The following is an 18085-nucleotide window of genomic DNA, read 5'->3' on the forward strand; positions in this document are numbered from 1 at the left end:
CCGGGAGTTTTATTATGCCTGTTTCTGTTCATTTAAAAGTTTTCTAATTTTTTTCTTTATCTTCCTGTATTTGAGCAGCGGATACAGGAGAAATGCCCATATGACATAGATGCCAGTCAGAAATAGCAGTGCGATAATGTTCGACAGCTTGTTGGTATGCCACACAGCTACGCTGAAATATGCCACAAATATACATAGAGCCACATCCGTGATGAGATGGATCTTCTGATTTACAATGTACATCGGGTGATATCTGTCATCCGGAGGCTGTATGTCTGAAGTGCATACGCCCTCTTCAAATTTGCAGAAGTTATAGTTATATATCCCCCTTGCGATCGCCAGATCTGAGATATTGCCCGCATACAGGTGGTGCCTGAACAGCTGGCTCACGGCAAGGTTATCAGAATCCGGATTGCCCGCATAGAACGAGAAATCAGCCATTTTCTGATAGTGGGTTCTGGCCCTCAGAAGTATCAGTATGTTCAGGATACCATTTAACAGGATCAGGATCATGGACACTGAATACAGCATGGAGGCTGTTGGCATACGAAAGTATCCAAAATCCGGTTTTACAAGCTGCAGGATCTCCGCGATCACACCCAGGGACGACAGGGTGATGATAAATGCGGTCAGGGTCGCCCAGCTATATCTGGAGCAATCGGATACCTGGTCGTATATATGTCGTATGCAGTCCTCACTGTAATTGGTGAGCCTGTTGTATCCGGTATGTCTGAATGAATCCAGTTTGGAATCGTAATCCCACGAGCACATGCGCGCCACCCCATATCCAGATGAGGGCGAGTGTCCGGAGGTCTGATCGGAAAAGTAGGAATCGTATTTCCTGTATGCAATGTGGTCATACAGCATGCTGTCTATGAGCATCACTCCGCCAAATGACGCGCTGACCAGAGCAACCAGAAGCGGGAAGCTGTTGAACACAAATGATATCACGACAAAAAGTACGCCCGCTATGCAAAATAGAGTGATGATCAGTCTGCGATTTCTCTGTATGGCATTGAATGACTCCGAACAGTTCTGAAAATGGTTATATGTAATGCTGTAAGTATTATTCTTCTCATCCAGCACGGAGTGCTCCAGTACGAGACTCAGATCGGAATATTTCTTGTGGAGCGAGAAAGGGATAAATCTCAGCGCTGTCAGGATGATGGAGGCACAGAGCATCACGATACTGAACAGAGTCCCCTTAAAGCTCGTCTCATCATAGTTACTTATCCACACTGATGAGAATATGGTTGCCAGCATCTGGGCCGAGTACAACACTATGAGCGTGTATGTGGCAAATGCCTGGAGTTTATTTACTCTGCTGGCATCGTTCATCAGTTTTTGGAAGTGTGGGTTGTTGAGGTCATTTTCTTTGACTCGTTTGTCGGTAAAATCTTTTCTTGTGAGGGCGACTCCTGAAGCATATGCAGGGAAGTTTACATCATCAAACAGGGAATAAAGCAGTATGGTGGCCAGATATTCTGATGGTGATGTGCACTTGAACATAGTACAGTAATGTGGCAGATGACTGTCTGTTGATATGACATTACTCAGGTAGGTCTGAAGTTTGGTTATGAAAGAGTCATCTATGTCACATCTTTTTTCGATCATAGTATCCAAATGGTCACATAACTTATCATAGTCTATGGAACTTAGAAGTTCACGTACAGGAGCCGGCTGCATGCTGCCATTGTAATTCTTAGTAGCAAGATTAGAAAAAAACGATCCAAGCTTCTGTCCTGTAGGATAACTCTCATTTGGGTGGATGAGATAGTAAAGAGGCAGTTTTGGTGATGAGGCAACCTTTTTAAGCTCATCAATGGACGACTCTTTAAATACAGAATACGACAGGATAACATCAATATCGTCAGATTGGTTAGGATTACGTGTGAAAAATAGTTGGCTAAATGTGTGCTTATTCGAATATGAAGATGTCTGTGGAACGATTGGTATATCAAGACCAAGATATTTTATAAATAATTCCTCTAAAGAATATACGTTTTCAGCCGGTTTGGTACGGTAATTCATATTGCATTCCCCCCCTCAGGTGTTTATTTAGGCGTGATATTTCAACTGTGATTCCAGTTATTATAGAATGATTTTCCAATTATATATGAATATATAATAAATATTTGTCGGATTCAACAGAAGAAGACAAGATTTGGTCATAAAAAATATGTTTTTTACCCATTGATTTAATGAAAAATCCTCTAAAACAGAATAGACACTGAAAAATGAATAATAGGCAATGCACTGATTGCTATACCTGTTTGAATGACTAAAAGGTATATTACTTCAGACTTTATAATGTATGGTAATAATTGAATATATTCTCATAATCCGATACATTTAGATGGTAATGAGGCGGAGAACCGCATAGATAAATGAGGGGAGAGAAAATTCAATATGGTGAAAATCGGAGTGTGTGACGTGAATGAGGACGAAACACGTCGAACGGTGTATCTTTTGGAATCTCAAATGAAAAACGCTGTTATTGATAAGGATAATGTGACGATTGCTTCACATTCCCTTGAGTCGATAATGTTAGATCTGGACGATCAGAGATTTGATTATGACATATTTATAACTGAATTGTCATTCTATAACGGCAGAAATGGCGTAGAGCTTGCAAAACGTATCAATAAAGCAGCGCCATCCTGCAATATCATTTTTTATACAAATAAAATCCCTAATGAACTTGATATATACGAAAGCAGACATGTGAACTGTATGCTCAAAGGTCGTCATGATGGCAGGTTGGTTATGACTACCGGTAGACTAATTGAAGCTTTAATGAGTGAGAAGAGTAAGGCTTTTATCAAAATCAGATTTGACAGAAATATTATTATATTGGATTGCCAGGAGATAATGTATATAAAGATAGAAAATCGAGTAACCAAATTCTATACCGCAAGGACTGAAGAGAATGAAAATAGAGTGTTCTGTGAATACAGACCATTAAGTGAGATAATTAAAGAATTGCCGGATAATTTCGTGAGATGTTCCGCATCAGCTGTGGTTAATAAGAATCATATAAAGCAATATAATCATCAGACTGTCACAATGATGGATGGTGCGGTGATAAAGATTGGAAGACGGTATGGTGATGTGGTGGGAGGATAGCTTGTTATTCATCCTGTATTGAATTATCCAAAATAATGTTATGTTGTTATGCAATTCTATCGCATATTTTTATAAAATAATATAAAATATAACAGTAATTGATATAAATTTTAAGAATCTAAGTTATAGAAATGTAGTAGAAGATGAGTGGAGGAACGCAATGGCATTAATAAAATGTCCAGAATGTGGACGAGAAATATCGGATAGAGCCTTAAGTTGTCCGGGATGTGGAATAGCAAAGGATGATATACAAAAAATGTTTGTAGAGCAAAATGCTAATGATGCAAAATTGCATATAGACTATGATAAACTTAAAAAGAAAGAATTTAATTTCAGAGAGATTGCTGATTATCCAACTATATCTATTGTTCCCACTTCAGATAAAATACTTTATGCTAAAAACCAATGGGTTAACGGTGAAAGTGCATGTGGAATGAAGTATGGTAAGTTTAAATATGTAGCTTGTGAAGAAGGCGATATTATTAGATTTGGAAATTATGCGAATAAGCCTATAGAATGGATTGTATTAAAAATTATAAATAATAAAGCTCTAATTATATCAAGAAATATTATTGATTTATTACCTTATAATGAGAAACGAGAAGATGCAATATGGAAAGAATGCTCGTTGAGAAGATATCTGAATAATGAATTTGTTGAAAAAAGTTTTTCAAAAGAAGAAAAACTACTAATAGAGCAGGTTTGTGTAAAGGATACGAGTAATAGAAGTGGTGAAATGTCTAGAAAAAAAGAAACAGTAGATATGGTATTCTGCTTAAGTTTAAGTGAAGTTTTTAAATATTTTGAGTTTTGTGAGGATAGAGTAGCGATTCCGACAGAATATGTTAAAAGAAAAGCTTCGGAATATAATATAAGATATCTTTTAAATGAAAAGCATGGTGGCGGTGACTGGTGGTTGCGCTCAATGGGAATTGATGATTTTCTAGCACCAGCTGTGGGGGGGAACGGTTTCATTATGGAGCCGGGAAATTTAGTGAATAGCATTTCGTGTGGTGTTAGACCAGCGTTATGGATATGCATTAAGTGAAAATAGTTACTGTTTATTTTAAATTATCGAGTAGTACGTATATAAAATAGTGATAATTTGTAATGAATTTGATTATTAGTAGAAAGTGGGAGAGGTATGTCGTTAATAAAATGTCCAAAGTGTGGACGAGAAATATCAGATCGGGCATTAAAATGTTTTGGGTGTGGTATGGTAAAAGAAGACTTACAAGTAATGATTGAAAAAAAACAAAAGAACATCCAAATTGTGAAGGAAACGATATGTGATGCAAAGCCGAATATAGATAATGAGAAAATCAATAGTAAAGAATATAGTATTGAAGAAATTGTTGCTTACCCAACATTATCCTTAGTATTCGATTCGGATAAAATAGATTATCCTCGAAGTGAGGTTGCTAGGGGAAAAAGAATATGTGGTGAGAGCAGAGTGGAAGATGGCAAGTCTGAATATGATACATGCAAAGAAGGAGATGTTGTTAGGTTTGGAAAATATGCGGATCAGCCGATAGAATGGCTTGTATTGAAAAAAGAGAATAATAGGATTCTGCTTATATCTAAAAATATTCTTGATATTATTCCTTATAATAAAACAAGACAATTAGTAAAATGGGAAGAATCCTATTTGCGAAGATATCTAAATAGCGAATTCGTTGAAAAAAGTTTTTCTAAAGAAGAGAAATTATGCATAGATCAAGTTTTTATAAAGAAATCAAGAGACAAGGTATGTAGAACAATGGATAATAATGAGACTTTAGATAAAGTATTCTGTTTGAGCTTAAGTGAGGTGTGTGAATATTTTGAATGTTACAAAGATAGAATGGCTATTCCAACAGATTATGCTAAAGGTAAAGTTACGGCAGAAAGTATGAAAAGATTTATGGGAATAAGAACTAAAGGCGCTAGTTGGTGGCTGAGATCAATGGGTTTGAATGGTTTTTTGGCTGCGTTTGTCTCGGGGAATGGCTTCGTTAAAGAATCTGGAAATGTCGTGGATAGTGATTATTGTGGTATCCGACCGGCATTATGGATCAAATTAAATTGTTAAATCTAGTAGTGAAAGTTATATTATAAATAGTAAGGATTGTCTGTGCATTAGCGTTGCGTTTCGTATTGGAAAAAATACATTTTCTAATGGTGATTGGCGGTTACTTTCACCTAGAATAGATTGTAGTGTAGCAATGGAAGTGGGGGGGATACGTTTCAAACATATTATTGATGTTCAATTAGCTAATTTTGAGTTTAAGAAAACAGTTGTAACGCTAGGAAGATATAGGTGATTCCCAATAAACTGGATTATCTTATGTACAGACCGTATGAATGTTAAGGTTCTGTTGATATCTGAAAAAAACGCTTGGACTGGTTCAGTACAAAGAAAGCTTTGAGAATGTTACATGGAGAGAATGTACGTTGATAAATTGGCTTAATGAGAGCTTTTTTGATATAGCATTTAATACACAGGAGAAAAAAGTTATCAAGTTTACAAATGTTGTAAATAGTGTGGGACAAAACACGAAACATAAATGCACGGAGGATTTTGTATTTTGTTTAACTGCTGATGAGGCAAAAGGTTATTTTGTAAAAGACAGTTACAGAAGTGCGCTGGGGATAGGTGGAGAAGCATCCAGATGGTGGCTTCGTAATCCTGGGTACGGAAAAGTGTCAGCGGATGTGACTTTTGATGGGACAATTGATGAAAGTGGGTGCCAGGTAACTGATTTGTGCTCTGTTCGTCCAGCATTATGGGTGGACATGTCATATGTAGAAGGATAAGTGATAAGAGGTATTTGTTAGCAGAGAGGTGTAAGGATGGCTTTATTTATATGCCCCAGAATGCGGGTGTGAGATTTCATATTTTGCATTAAGTTGTCCTGGATGCGGAATTACGAAGACTGATATAGAAAGACTGCAGCATAAAGAACGATGCAGTAGACCAACCATTGCAGTACTCCAAAATATGGATAGAGAATATAGCATGGGATCTGAAGAAAAAGGTAAGTGCCCGAAGTGTAGAATAGAATATGACAGACGGATTTACTCATCATGTCCACTATGTGAAATGCGACGAAAATTGTTGGATAAAACAAAAGAAAGCATGCAGCAGTTGCAAAGAAATCAGGATCGCACTGTAAGCTATTTAAGAAAAGGCGATGAGATTGAGTTGGGTGAACTTAACGGAAATGCTATAGCGTGGATTGTATTAGACACGATGAGGGACAAGGCATTGCTATTGGCAAAATATGGACTGTCATATATGTCATATAACAATAGAATGTGGTCAGTAAGCTGGGAGAAAAGTAGTTTGCGTAAATATCTAAATGATGAAATTATTTACTATTTTTTTAGCGAAAAAGAGCAATCAAGAATTATAGAAATAAGCGTTGAAAATAAAGAAAATTTTAGGTAGTTGTGGTGACACAAAGGACAAGGTGTTTTTACTTTCTTTGGAGGAAGCAAGAGATTTGTTCACAAGTGATACAGAGCGGTTGTGTACTGTTGCGGAATATGCACTTAACAATGGGATTTTCAATGGTGAGGTTGAGTCGGGATGCTGGTGGCTTCGTTCGCCAGGAAATTATGATTACTATGCATCCTATGTCAGTGGTGATGGCACAATTGTTGTTGGAGGAAATAATGTCACCAGTGAACGTGGAGTTGTCAGACCTGCGATGTGGATAAAGTATTGTTGATATACATTCGGTGATATGTATAATGTCATCAGTTAAAAAATGAGATGTAGGGAGGAATAAGAGAATATGTCATTAATTAAATGCCCAGAATGTGGAAGAGAAATATCGTCTAGGGTTTCCAAATGTCCGGGTTGTGGGTTAAGTAAAGAAGAAATAGAGGATACTGTTACTGAGCAAAAAAGAATTGAAATTTCTAGTTATCCAACTATTTCATTTATATGTACAGAGGATAAGAAAAAAACTATAAATGGTAATGTGAAACAGAGTGTTGGTAATAAAACAACATGTCCTACTTGTGGAATGGGTTATGATAAGAAAATTTCTTTGACATGTCCTTTATGTGAACTAAGAAACAAAAATTTACAGCTAGAAGAAAAAATAAACAATCTGCTAGTTAAATATACGCAATATCTTAATACAAATAATATTGTTGAAAATAATAATATCGGAGTAGGCAGCACGATTGAATTTGGAACTTTCGCAGGTGTATCAATAGACTGGATAGTATTGGCGAAAGAGAATGATAGGACACTGTTATTGTCGAAAAATGTGTTGGACATTATGCCATACAATTCTGATAGAATATCAATGACTTGGGAAACTTGTGAATTGAGAAAATATTTGAATGGGGAGTTTTACAAAAATTGTTTTTCAGACGTAGAAAAAGGAAGGGTACAATCAAGTATTGTAAAGAATAACAATAATAAGTTATATAGTACATCAGGTGGAAATGAAACCAATGATAAGGTGTTTTGTCTTAGCATAGAGGAAGTTGACACATATTTGAAGGATAATGATTATATAAAAGCAGCTGTAACAAGAAGAGTTGATGAAAAACTTGGTAGACTTAGAATTAAATGCCTTGGTTGGTGGCTGCGCTCGCCGGGATGCGACAATACGTTTGCTGCCTTGGTTACCGAGGACGGAAGCAAAAGCACTGCAGGAATTAGATTAGATAGTGATCAGATTGGAGTGCGACCAGCTTTGTGGTTGCGTACCAGCTAAGGTCGAATCTTTATTAGGAGAGGATGAGAATAATAGTGGATGCGAGTGAAATAACTATCTATCCAACAGTTTCCTCTGTTGGAATGGAAGACAGAAAAAAATATACGAGAACGCAGACAAGTAGTAAAGAAACGGTGTGTTCTACGTGTGGGATGAAATACGACAGAAAACTTTATAAGACATGTCCTTTATGTGAATCAAGAAAAAAGAATTTAGAATTGGAAAAGTATCTAGAAAATATAAAAACAGAAAATGCGAGACTGAATAAAGAAATATGTAAAACTGAGAGAAAACAAGAATCAAATATAAATGATAGTAAAAGAGAAGTTGGTAAAGCAACCCGGGATAATAAAGGAGAGCTACAAAGTAAAGAGTTATCTGTAAGCGAATTTAAGAAAAGCATAGATTATAAAATAGTTGTAAACCGAGCTTATTTTAAAGAAAAGGAAGAAGGAAATGTATCAGATGATTTTATTCAATCTGAGTTAGATAAGTTAATAATTGACAAAAAGTGTATAGGTAAAATTACTGTAGAAGATGTCAGAAATGATATTCGGAATCTAACCAAACGACAGGCAGATAAAAAGATGACAACAGATTCCGTGGTTTCAGAGAAAAATGATAGTAAAAGAGATGTTGGTAAAACACCTCGGGATAATAAAGGAGAACTACAAAGTAAAGAGTTATCTGTAAGCGAATTTAAGAAAAGCATAGATTATAAAATAGTTGTAAATCGAGCTTATTTTAAAGAAAAGGAAGAAGGAAGTGTATCAGATGATTTTATTCAATCTGAGTTAGATAAGTTAAGACTTGATAAAAAGTTTATAGGTGAAGTTACTGTAGAAGATGTAAGAAATGATATGAGGATTCTGATCAAACGGCAGGCTGATAAAAAAATAATAACAGATACTGTTGTTTCAGAGAAAAATGCTAAAAATGAGGGTAAAGAAGAAATTAAAAATGTAGCGCAATCGCAAGTCAAGGGGAAAAATGGAAAAAAGAAGAAAGTAGATAAAATAGAGAAAAAGGAACTCACAGCTGTAACAACAAGTTTAGAGGAAAAGGCGGAAATAGATAATATTGAAAAAAAGAAAAATAAAAGAACAAAATTAAGATCCGAAAAAAACAGTGACAATGCTAGGTATGTTAAGAAAATACATTGTAATAAAAATATATCGCAACGGATTAGAATAGTAATAACGATTAGTGAAGTTGTAGGTTTGCTAATAATGATGCTTATATCGTATACTAAATATTATAGGACAGTTGAATTGAAATATAAGTGGCTATTTATATTATTATGGATACTTGGGATAATTCTTAGCTCAATTGTGTTTTTTAAGTTCTCTAATAATTGTAAAAAAATTCTAATTGGAGTTGCGTATTGGCTTTTGCAATTGGCTGCTTTTGTGACGGTTGAAATTGTATATGGTTCTCCATTTTTGCCGTATTTTGCATGGTTAAAAATGGGAGGATATTATGCGCAAGGAGTCGCTTTTATATTATTGAATTATTATATGAATATGACTGAAGAGGAAAAATATCAAGATAGCATTACAATGACGATGATAGTATTTTTCGAGAGTATAGCAATAATTACAATTTTTGGGAAACTATTTTTTGATATGTTTGATAATTGAAAAAAATGCAATAATTTTGGATGAAAAGATATTCTTTCTAAATTGCAATAATAAGTTGGACACTGGCTATGCAGCATCCACATGATAGATTTTATCTAGTTCTTCTTCGAATAGTTCATCTGAGGTTTTGTATCCCAGAAGCTTTCTTGGAAGGCTATTTATCCAGGTTTCAACATCAATGATAGCCTGAACATCGAACTGGTCAATACTTAGAATATCCAACTATTTCAAAAGTTTGCAGGGCAGATATTGGATGAAGGATAAAATAAGAAAAGAAAAATCGGTCAAAAAATTACGTTGCGTGGGCAGGATTATATAAAATCAAATAAATTTAATTATTATATGGAGAAAAAACTGGATGTATTGTATAATTTTATAATGATTTTATAATTATTAACAATCATGCTGGAGGACTTGAAATGAACTTAGGAATAGATTTTGGAAGTACATATACAACGGTTTCAAGATACAGGACGGATCATGAGGTACTTGAAGCGTATGACACTGGTGATGGAGTTGCCATCCCGTCTGTTGTGGCAGTAAATTCGAATAATAACAAAACATCAACAGGATTTGTGGCCAAGGCGAGAACTGGGAAAAATGGCTTTAGATCGTTTAAGGCTTTTAAGATGCTGATGATGGAGTCGGACAAATCGCTTGTGGAATACAGACAGTATGATGATACATTCACTCCAAAGTGGGCAGCTGAGACATTCTTGAATGAAGTTGTTTTTGAGGCCGAGAAAACTTTTGGAGAGAATACAGTAGAGCAGCTTGTTGTGGGAGCTCCGGATGTCTGGTTTCACAATTTTGAAACGCTCAGTGGCAGGGCGATGGTTCGCGATATATGTAATTCTATAGATACAGTCCAGAATGTGAAAATAGTAAGTGAACCGGTACTTGCAAGTGCTTACTTCGCTTATAATTTTCAGAAGGCCACAGGACAACCGTTTGATGGAGCGATACTGATCATTGATTATGGCGGCGGAACGCTTGACCTGAGCCTTACAGAGATAAGAAAAGGCAGGAACTCTGCGTATGAGATAAAGATGCTTGAAAGCAATGGTGCTGGGGAGAATACAGATAAGCACATAGGCAACGCCGGAATTGTATATATGGAAACACTGCTCGCAGATTTAATACGCAAGGAACTTCCGGAAGAAGAGGCTGAAAAACTTATAGGTACTTCCACATTTTATGCCGGAGTAAATGAGCTAGAGAAGATTTTAAAGCAGGGGCATAAAGCAGGAGAGATCGAAGATACATTTGAGATGATGGGTATAGATGATCTGGATTCCTTGGAGGACTGTGTCCTTGAAGAAACAGTTCAATGTGGTGGTGAAGATTTTGAGATAAGCTATGCTGATCTGGTAAGAACATATAACAATGTGATACGACCTGTTTTTGATGAGAAAATGGATGAAATGATACAGTGGGCAAAGAAAGACCATGGTATTGACGTGTCCAAGATAAAAGATGGCAATTTGAAAATAGCCTTAGTTGGTGGTTTTGGAAACTTTTATCTTGTGCGTGAGCAGATGCATGAGAAATTTGGTTTTTCAGACAGTGATGACAGGGAAAAAGGTATCATACATAACGAACAGGATAGAGAGCGCGCAATATCCTATGGCGCAGCACTGATCGCATCGGGAGTATTTGAAACGTGTAAGACTGCTCCGTATTCTATAGGCATCAGGTCGGCGATCAATGGTCAGCTGAAAACAGAGTATATGATTCATTATCTTGAGGAGATAGAGATGAATCAGCCATATTACATAACAGATGATAATGGTGATAATAAAGTGCTGTGTCTGGCAAGCAATTGGGCTGAAGAGTTTGTTATTGATTATGGAAGGGGCAATGGAGAGGCAATCCGTTTTAAAGCAAAAAAGAAGTTTAAAGAGAAACTGGCAAACCTTGTAAAGAACGATTTAAAGACATGCTGTTTTGGCGTGTCATTTGGTGAATCTGATATTTTGAAGATTCATATACGCGAGTATGACTGTGTACAGGGAGAATTTGCTGAAAGTGATACTGTTGAAGAGATAGGCAAGTTTGAAGATGTATTTGAGAAGATAACGAGATAAAAGAGGAGGATAAGGATAATATGAAATGTTTAGTGTGTGGAAATGAACTCAATCAGATGACTGTGTGCCCGGTATGTGGTGAAAAGGTTGTTGCAGTAGTAGGTGACATGACTGATGAACTGCAGAAGAAATTTACTGCAATGGCAAGCAATAAGCGCCGTATAATGCTGAGCAGTGTATCTGCAGAACTGAGAAGTTATTATTGGAAAGATGTCGATGGTGAACTTGTTGAGAGATCAAGACAGGACATTCCTATTGTTCAGAATATGGGCGAACTTGATTTTGGACATGTTGTCTGGGGAAATACTGAATATGCCAGACAGACAGCAGGTGAGGAATTAACACTTAATGTTGTTATAAAATATGCGAATGGTTACAGCCATGAAGAAGTGGCAAAAGTTGTTGCACCAGGAACATCAGGACTCTGGAGAGTGGGATGCGTTTTAAAGCCAGGACTTAGAATAGCGATCCGAGTTGGAAATGAACAGACATATTCAGATTCAGAAGAAATCAATTTGAAAGGTTAGAATGGATAATGGGGAGTGTAGATATTCGCTTTGTTTTTGCCGATACGGAAGATATATATTTCTCAAATCATTTGCTAAAACTTGATTTTGAGCAATACGTTCATTTAAAACTGCAAAATGAAAACTTCCAGAACATTTATTATTTTAATAAGCCTAAAACTAATAATGAAATGGTACGCTTAAACTGCGAGAATTATTATGAACTCAGGCTGTATTGTGAAAAGACCAAAAAGAGTTTTTTTAAAAAAACTGCAGATGTGCCAGCATACAAAAAGGAGAGAATGCGGACAAATTCGCAAAGATCAATGTATGTATATGAACATCCCAAGAAGGTGTTTCTGGAGAATATGGCATCGCTTACTTCAATATCAGAGTCTTGTGCATTTGTATTTTATATTAGGAGTTACAGCGATATCATATCAGTGGATGATAATTTAAAGATAAATGGAATACTCCAAAAGAATAAGGCAAACAACTCCAGAATACTTTTTCTTATTGTAGTAGATGAAAATTATACAGGTCCACTGCCTTTCTTTCCGGAGATTGTTCTTTCAACAGAGATTGTAAAAAGGATAAAAAACAGCGGTAATTTTGAATCTCTATTAATGAAACTACAGACGGTCAATGTGGACTGTGAGACGTGGCAGGCATTTAGCGTAGAACAGATAAACCGGATGATACAGCGTGCATTGCTGAGTTCTTCGGAAACATACGATAACAGTGCGATAGATGTGGTTTCAAGATTATTATACAAAAGACTGGTAGAAGATGGCAAGTCAACTCTATTTAAATTAAAAGTGAGTGACCAAAATGATCTATTCCAGATTTTCCAGGATCCGGAGTATATGCATAAAATTATGCGGCACAGGATAGAGTAGAGTTGAAAATAAGAACTGGATGATACAGGAGATTAAAATATGAATTTTGGTACAGTTATACAGGCTGTAGAAGCAAATCAGGAAAAAAGTGAAAATGAATTTACAATGGAGGATCTGCTGGGACTGGTTGTTGATATGTTTAATGCTGCAGGTAGAAGTTTCAAGAACGCAAATATTCAGGGGGTAAGTAAAGTCGAGGATATCAGAGTCGAGGATGATAACAGATTTATCAGGAACCTGTGCAAAATGTCTATCTCAATGGGGCGTATTTATAACAACAATAAGGATTTGTTTAGCGAGAACAGCATGACTGTTATTGAACGAAAGGCAATAGATGCTTTGAGCGAAGTTGAGGCACAGGCAGTTATTCTGGATAAGCAGATAAAGGAAGCAGAAGAGAAACAGCAGGAACTGGAAAGCAGAAAAAATGATCTGGAAAAGAAAAAAGAAGAGTTGCACTCTATAGAGTTTCAAAGTAGGCAGTTAGAGGAAATGAAATCAAAGTACGAGGATATGCTTGCCAGAGTCGATACGATGCAGCAGGAGATAGATAACTACACTTCGATTCAGATACCAAATGTTGAAGATCAGATAAAGACGTGCGAAGAAACGCGTGGTAAACTGAATCAGGAGTATTTGAATCTATGCAGTGCATATGATGAGGCTGTTATGAAGAACCGTGAAGTACAGCTGGAAATTGAAAATAAGGAAAAGGCCATGGAGAGCGCCCAATTAGAGCGTGATAATTACAGGCAGAAGATATTTGAGGCGGAGAAGACAAAGACGGGCTTACAGGAAGAGTCGAAGAATCTGAGTGCAGAGAAAGAACAGATAGGAAAAGACATAGAAGCTCTTGAACTACAGAAAAATGACGCTATAAAGCAGATAGAGATCATAAAAGACAAAAAGATGAGTCTGGATGATGCTGTTCGGAAAGTACTGGCCGACCAGAATTACTGGGAGGTGGAACAGGACAGAGCTCAGGCGGAATATGACAGAATTTTAAAGGATCATGCCGAAGCAAAAAACAATGCTGAAAAATATGAAACGGAATCTAGAAAGCTCTCTAACGAAATAGATGTTTTAAAAAAACAATGTGAAGAAGAAAAGGATAAGATATCCAATAGCAGTGAGATGCGTGAGCTGTATAAGAGCCGGTATGCTGAAATAAAGAAGGAGCAGGAAGATAAGTGTCAGGATATAGATAATCAGAAAAAGCGAATGGAGAATGCCAGGATTGAGTTCTATATTCTGAAAGCGGATCTGGAGCGTGTTATCAGAAATTCCCAGATTCAGCATGAAAATCTGGAAAAGAAACAGTTGCAGCTGGCGGATCAGATAAAACCGTTACTTGAATTGGTAAAGGATTCGAATCTGCAAAAGATATATGAAAACAATGACAACAATAATGGCTATGAGATGGTAAGAACTCTCAGAACAGCTCTTGAAACTGTGAGAAAACAAACGAATGATCAGATAAGACATGAGAAGGATGTCTTTGCAGATACTTTAAGAAAATTAGAAACAGATGAGATTTATGGAGGGGTATGATGAGTAAAGAAGTCATAATGAAGTGCCCAGACTGCGGTACAATAGTAAAAGGAAAATATGGATTTTTAAAACAGGAATTTACATGTCCTGGCTGTTCAAAAAAAATAAATCCAAAGAATGATTCGTATGAAACTGTGGTATGTAGACATTGCGGAAATACTGTAATACATGACACGAGAGTAGGATCTGATCAGAACTGTCCGGCGTGTGGATATTCACTTTCACAGCATAATGTTTCTGATATAGAGCTTACATGTCCCTCATGTCATATGAATCAGAGAGTGAAATACAATGAGATTACCCATACGTGCCCTATTTGTAATTTCACGTTTAATGTTGAAAAATTAAAGGGTGTCAAGAATGCATCTGAAAGCGGAGCTGCAACAGTTATAACAGTTCCGGATAATAACACAGATGTCATATGGAAACATCCTATGACATATTTCCCATTTGCCAGTCATGTTGTTGTTCCGGAAGGGTACAGTGCGTTGATACTGCGCGACGGAATATGTTCATCGCCAGCCGGAACGGGTAAATATTTATTATCGGATACTATAAGAACTATTACAGAACAGCTTGAGTATGCAACGCTTGAGAAGAATGCTCAGGTTTCGGTACAGATATTTTATGTCCGTAAAAATATAGACAAGCAAATGAAATGGGTAGTTATAAAGCAGCCGGTTTCATATCCAAACGGCGAACTTGCTGGTTCACTCAGCTTTGGCGGTGGAATTACAGTTTCAGTTAGTGATGCAAAGCGTTTTGTTGAATTTGTAGGATACGAAAATGCTTCAGCAGATAAGCTTATAGTGACGCAGGCAGAGGATGGTAACAATTCAAAACTGTATGAGAAGGTTAAGTCGATCTGTGCAGATGTAGTGGAACAGGTGCTGAAATCAGCAGTATATACTAATGGCTTTGCATTTACGGTACTTGATCAGAATAGTTCGTATTTTAAGGGTCTAGCACAGCCGGAAATAGACAGACTGCTTAATGAAATTGGTTTGAAAATAAGTCTGTTCTCTTTGGATTTTGTGCGCTTTGAGGAAGATGAAGAACGCATAAAGGAAAAAGAGCAGAACAAGGCACATGTTGAAACAGCCGAAATGATAGACAGGCATATAGAAACTTTATTTGACTGGGAGTCTCCGATTGTTCCGATTCATATGAAGAATGATATTACCTTGTCTGCAGATGTTAAGTATGGCGGAACAATTAAGTTCAGAATCAACAACAAGGAGCTCTTTAGCCAGATTTCCGAGGTTCAGTATTGGATTAAAAGGGGTGCTGACGAGCAGGCGATAAAGAAATATGCTACTGATCTTGTAAAGCAGGCAGCAGGGGAAGTGCTTGGGGATATTCTTCAGCAGATGATAAATGATGTTGATGCAGACATCAGAGATCTGACTGTATATCACCAGTATATGAGAAATAATGCAGAAAAGGCACTTTCGATATTCTTTGAGAGATATGGACTTGCGGTAGAAATGTTCACTATGCATGAGAAAGAGCGCATGGAGTCACCGGCACTCATGACGCTGGGACGTGCTCAAGAACACAAGTCCGTTGAGAATATAAATAAAGATTTGTACTCATTTGATCAGCAGATGAAGGTGGACAAATCTGCGATTGAAAACAAGACGAAAATAGATCTTGATACCCAGGCGGTAAACACCGAAGCTGCCATAACCAGAAATAATCATGGCAGAGCGCAGAATACCATTGACAATATGTACATACAGAACAATGTTGTCAATGCGAAGGATGATATTGAAAGACAGCAGAAGCTTAAGTATGAATCCTGGGCAAGAGAGGATGCTGAGTCGAAAAATGAGTGGCAGCATAGCCAGAAACTGAAGGGATATCAGTATCAGTCTGAACTTGCAGGTGCAGCACATAATTCAAAGATGCAGGATTATGGATATCAGTCAGAGATATCATCAGCGGTTCATGATGCGAACGTTCAGAATATCCGTCAGAACAAAGAGGAAAAACAGGAATTACATTATCTTAATCAGCAGGAAATTGAAAATCGTGCAAAGGAACTCCGGACAAAATGGGAGGCAGACAACAGAAATCAGCACGACCAGCTTAGCAGTGCCATTCAGATGGAAGAAATGAAGTGGAATACGCAAAAGAAGTTCACCCGTGAGCAGTCGGCGCTTGAACATGAGCTGGAGCAGGCAGCTACAGAAAACGAGCGGGTTATAAACAGCATTATGCGCAAAATTTCAGAGAGCGATCTGGAACTGGCTGAAAAGAAGGCAGCATATAAATCGTATGCTGAAAAATCTGGATGCGGAGGATGAGCTGAGACATATGATTAATAAGGGAAATGCTACAGCAAACCTTGAATATAATGCAGCTCATTTAAAAAATATTCTCACAAAAGAAGAGAATGATCTGATGGAAGAACTTCAAAGCAGAGCAGATGCCAGAATGGAAAAAAGAAAAAATGCAGACTTTATCCGCGCAATGCAGGTAGAGGAGCGGGATAATGAATACAGGATGACTATCCTGAAGATGGAGTATGAGCGGGATAAATACAAATCCGAAATGGAATATGAGCGTGACAGACACAGATCGGATATGGAATATGAGCTTAAAACAAAGGATAAGCAGATAGAGGAACTGAGAGAGAAGTTAAAATACAATTCACATCTGAATGATAATGATGTACAAAAGGCTTCTATATATGCATCAGCTGATGTTGAGATTAAAAAGTCTGAAAACATGTATAAGGCATCGCATGACAACATGGTTGCCTCGTTGGAGGAGAAAAAGCATCAGGCAGATATAGACCTTGAAAACAAATATATGGACAGGCTGGATGAACTGTTGAGCCAGGTCCTGGCAATTGATGCTGCGGTAAAGAAGTATTCGTTTATAAACGAAAAAGAAGCTATTCATGCAAGCGCAAATGTCCAGATGGCGAAAGCTGCAGCAGAAGCACAGTCAAACGTTGCACAGTCGGTTATACAGCATTCTGCAATGGCTGATGAGAACAGCAAAAAGTTCTGCGATGATATGCAGGCAAGAATTGCAGAGATGGAAGAAATGATGAGGAAGATGAAGAAGAATATAAAGTCTATTAAGGAATCTTCCCGCAAAAAAGACAGTAGAGAGGATGGAGATAGAGGCTATGGAGCTCCGAGAAATAATGGCGGCTCACCGTACACTAATTATGGCGGCTCAGTAAACAGCGGCAGCTCGGCATTTCCAAACTATGGAGATCCAAGGACTAATGGTGGCTCATCGTATCCTAATTATGGTAGCTCGGCATTCCCAAACTACGGGGATTCAAGAAATAATGGCGGCTCACCGTACACTAATTATGGCGGCTTAGGAAACAGTGGCAGCTACACATCTCCAAGTTATGGAAGCGATAATGGCAGCAGAGTATCTCCTTATGATGGACAGACAACAGATGGAATGAGTAGTTCGTCATCTGCTTATCAGGGAAGCCAGCCGGGAGCTTCCTGGTGCAGCAAATGTGGTGCTCTAATTCCTGTTGGAAGCTTTTGCTGTCCAAGATGTGGTTCAAAATAATTTGTAAAA

15 protein-coding genes are annotated in these 18085 nt (G+C 37.3%); 14 read left to right on the plus strand and 1 reads right to left on the minus strand.

What is annotated here, in order from left to right:
• Positions 1 to 12: 12 nt before the first annotated feature.
• Positions 13 to 2031, minus strand: a complete 2019-nt coding sequence (locus ARA78_RS10815) for a hypothetical protein (protein ID WP_055280507.1) — start codon at positions 2029 to 2031, stop codon at positions 13 to 15.
• Positions 2032 to 2481: 450 nt separating this feature from the next.
• Between ARA78_RS10815 and ARA78_RS10820 the strand changes: the two genes are divergently transcribed.
• From ARA78_RS10820 to ARA78_RS10885, 14 genes are all read left to right on the plus strand, one after another.
• Complete coding sequence (locus ARA78_RS10820; protein WP_172674921.1) at positions 2482 to 3126, plus strand: LytR/AlgR family response regulator transcription factor; 645 nt, start codon at positions 2482 to 2484, stop codon at positions 3124 to 3126.
• Between the two features lie 160 nt (positions 3127 to 3286).
• The gene (locus ARA78_RS14305; protein ID WP_055280509.1) at positions 3287 to 4174 is read left to right on the plus strand and encodes a DUF6273 domain-containing protein; all 888 of its coding nucleotides are present in this window, start codon (positions 3287 to 3289) and stop codon (positions 4172 to 4174) included.
• A gap of 168 nt (positions 4175 to 4342) precedes the next feature.
• Complete coding sequence (locus ARA78_RS10830) at positions 4343 to 5197, plus strand: DUF6273 domain-containing protein (protein WP_156329451.1); 855 nt, start codon at positions 4343 to 4345, stop codon at positions 5195 to 5197.
• A gap of 311 nt (positions 5198 to 5508) precedes the next feature.
• Positions 5509 to 5922 (plus strand): DUF6273 domain-containing protein, encoded by a 414-nt coding sequence (locus ARA78_RS10835; protein WP_278319470.1) that lies wholly within the window; start codon positions 5509 to 5511, stop codon positions 5920 to 5922.
• A 184-nt stretch (positions 5923 to 6106) separates the two neighbouring features.
• Positions 6107 to 6556 (plus strand): DUF6273 domain-containing protein, encoded by a 450-nt coding sequence (locus ARA78_RS14405; RefSeq protein ID WP_156329453.1) that lies wholly within the window; start codon positions 6107 to 6109, stop codon positions 6554 to 6556.
• Complete coding sequence (locus ARA78_RS14310; protein WP_278319469.1) at positions 6531 to 6839, plus strand: DUF6273 domain-containing protein; 309 nt, start codon at positions 6531 to 6533, stop codon at positions 6837 to 6839. Before ARA78_RS14405 ends, ARA78_RS14310 begins: the two co-directional genes overlap by 26 nt.
• Positions 6840 to 6905: 66 nt before the next feature.
• Positions 6906 to 7844, plus strand: a complete 939-nt coding sequence (locus ARA78_RS10850; RefSeq protein WP_055280514.1) for a DUF6273 domain-containing protein — start codon at positions 6906 to 6908, stop codon at positions 7842 to 7844.
• 23 nt (positions 7845 to 7867) lie between these two features.
• A complete protein-coding gene (locus ARA78_RS10855; RefSeq protein WP_055280515.1) occupies positions 7868 to 9484 on the plus strand; it encodes a hypothetical protein in 1617 nt (538 codons plus the stop codon).
• 419 nt (positions 9485 to 9903) lie between these two features.
• Positions 9904 to 11571, plus strand: coding sequence for an Hsp70 family protein (locus tag ARA78_RS10860; protein ID WP_055280516.1), 1668 nt, complete (start codon positions 9904 to 9906; stop codon positions 11569 to 11571).
• Positions 11572 to 11591: 20 nt separating this feature from the next.
• Positions 11592 to 12098: a hypothetical protein gene (locus ARA78_RS10865; RefSeq protein WP_055280517.1), complete on the plus strand. Its 507-nt coding sequence runs from the start codon at positions 11592 to 11594 to the stop codon at positions 12096 to 12098.
• Between the two features lie 8 nt (positions 12099 to 12106).
• The gene (locus ARA78_RS10870) at positions 12107 to 12976 is read left to right on the plus strand and encodes a hypothetical protein (RefSeq protein ID WP_055280518.1); all 870 of its coding nucleotides are present in this window, start codon (positions 12107 to 12109) and stop codon (positions 12974 to 12976) included.
• A 39-nt stretch (positions 12977 to 13015) separates the two neighbouring features.
• Positions 13016 to 14527 carry a hypothetical protein gene (locus ARA78_RS10875; protein WP_055280519.1) on the plus strand — a complete coding sequence of 504 codons (1512 nt, stop codon included), beginning with the start codon at positions 13016 to 13018 and terminating at the stop codon, positions 14525 to 14527.
• 269 nt (positions 14528 to 14796) lie between these two features.
• The gene (locus ARA78_RS10880) at positions 14797 to 16836 is read left to right on the plus strand and encodes a hypothetical protein (RefSeq protein WP_207641800.1); all 2040 of its coding nucleotides are present in this window, start codon (positions 14797 to 14799) and stop codon (positions 16834 to 16836) included.
• A complete protein-coding gene (locus ARA78_RS10885; protein ID WP_055280521.1) occupies positions 16808 to 18076 on the plus strand; it encodes a hypothetical protein in 1269 nt (422 codons plus the stop codon). Before ARA78_RS10880 ends, ARA78_RS10885 begins: the two co-directional genes overlap by 29 nt.
• The last annotated feature ends 9 nt before the right edge of the window (positions 18077 to 18085 follow it).

This window comes from Coprococcus eutactus (assembly GCF_001404675.1).
GTDB lineage: Bacteria > Bacillota > Clostridia > Lachnospirales > Lachnospiraceae > Coprococcus > Coprococcus aceti.

What these genes read in the sequence shown, in the direction of transcription:
- ARA78_RS10830 (WP_156329451.1), top strand. Translation starts at nt 4,343, where the DNA reads ATGGTAAAAGAAGACTTACAAGTAATGATTGAAAAAAAACAAAAGAAC.
- ARA78_RS10875 (WP_055280519.1), top strand. Translation starts at nt 13,016, where the DNA reads ATGAATTTTGGTACAGTTATACAGGCTGTAGAAGCAAATCAGGAAAAA.
- ARA78_RS10860 (WP_055280516.1), top strand. Translation starts at nt 9,904, where the DNA reads ATGAACTTAGGAATAGATTTTGGAAGTACATATACAACGGTTTCAAGA.
- ARA78_RS10880 (WP_207641800.1), top strand. Translation starts at nt 14,797, where the DNA reads ATGAATCAGAGAGTGAAATACAATGAGATTACCCATACGTGCCCTATT.
- ARA78_RS10865 (WP_055280517.1), top strand. Translation starts at nt 11,592, where the DNA reads ATGAAATGTTTAGTGTGTGGAAATGAACTCAATCAGATGACTGTGTGC.
- ARA78_RS10855 (WP_055280515.1), top strand. Translation starts at nt 7,868, where the DNA reads ATGAGAATAATAGTGGATGCGAGTGAAATAACTATCTATCCAACAGTT.
- ARA78_RS10815 (WP_055280507.1), bottom strand. Translation starts at nt 2,031, where the DNA reads ATGAATTACCGTACCAAACCGGCTGAAAACGTATATTCTTTAGAGGAA.
- ARA78_RS14305 (WP_055280509.1), top strand. Translation starts at nt 3,287, where the DNA reads ATGGCATTAATAAAATGTCCAGAATGTGGACGAGAAATATCGGATAGA.
- ARA78_RS10850 (WP_055280514.1), top strand. Translation starts at nt 6,906, where the DNA reads ATGTCATTAATTAAATGCCCAGAATGTGGAAGAGAAATATCGTCTAGG.
- ARA78_RS10885 (WP_055280521.1), top strand. Translation starts at nt 16,808, where the DNA reads ATGCTGAAAAATCTGGATGCGGAGGATGAGCTGAGACATATGATTAAT.
- ARA78_RS10870 (WP_055280518.1), top strand. Translation starts at nt 12,107, where the DNA reads ATGGGGAGTGTAGATATTCGCTTTGTTTTTGCCGATACGGAAGATATA.
- ARA78_RS10820 (WP_172674921.1), top strand. Translation starts at nt 2,482, where the DNA reads ATGAAAAACGCTGTTATTGATAAGGATAATGTGACGATTGCTTCACAT.
- ARA78_RS14405 (WP_156329453.1), top strand. Translation starts at nt 6,107, where the DNA reads ATGGATAGAGAATATAGCATGGGATCTGAAGAAAAAGGTAAGTGCCCG.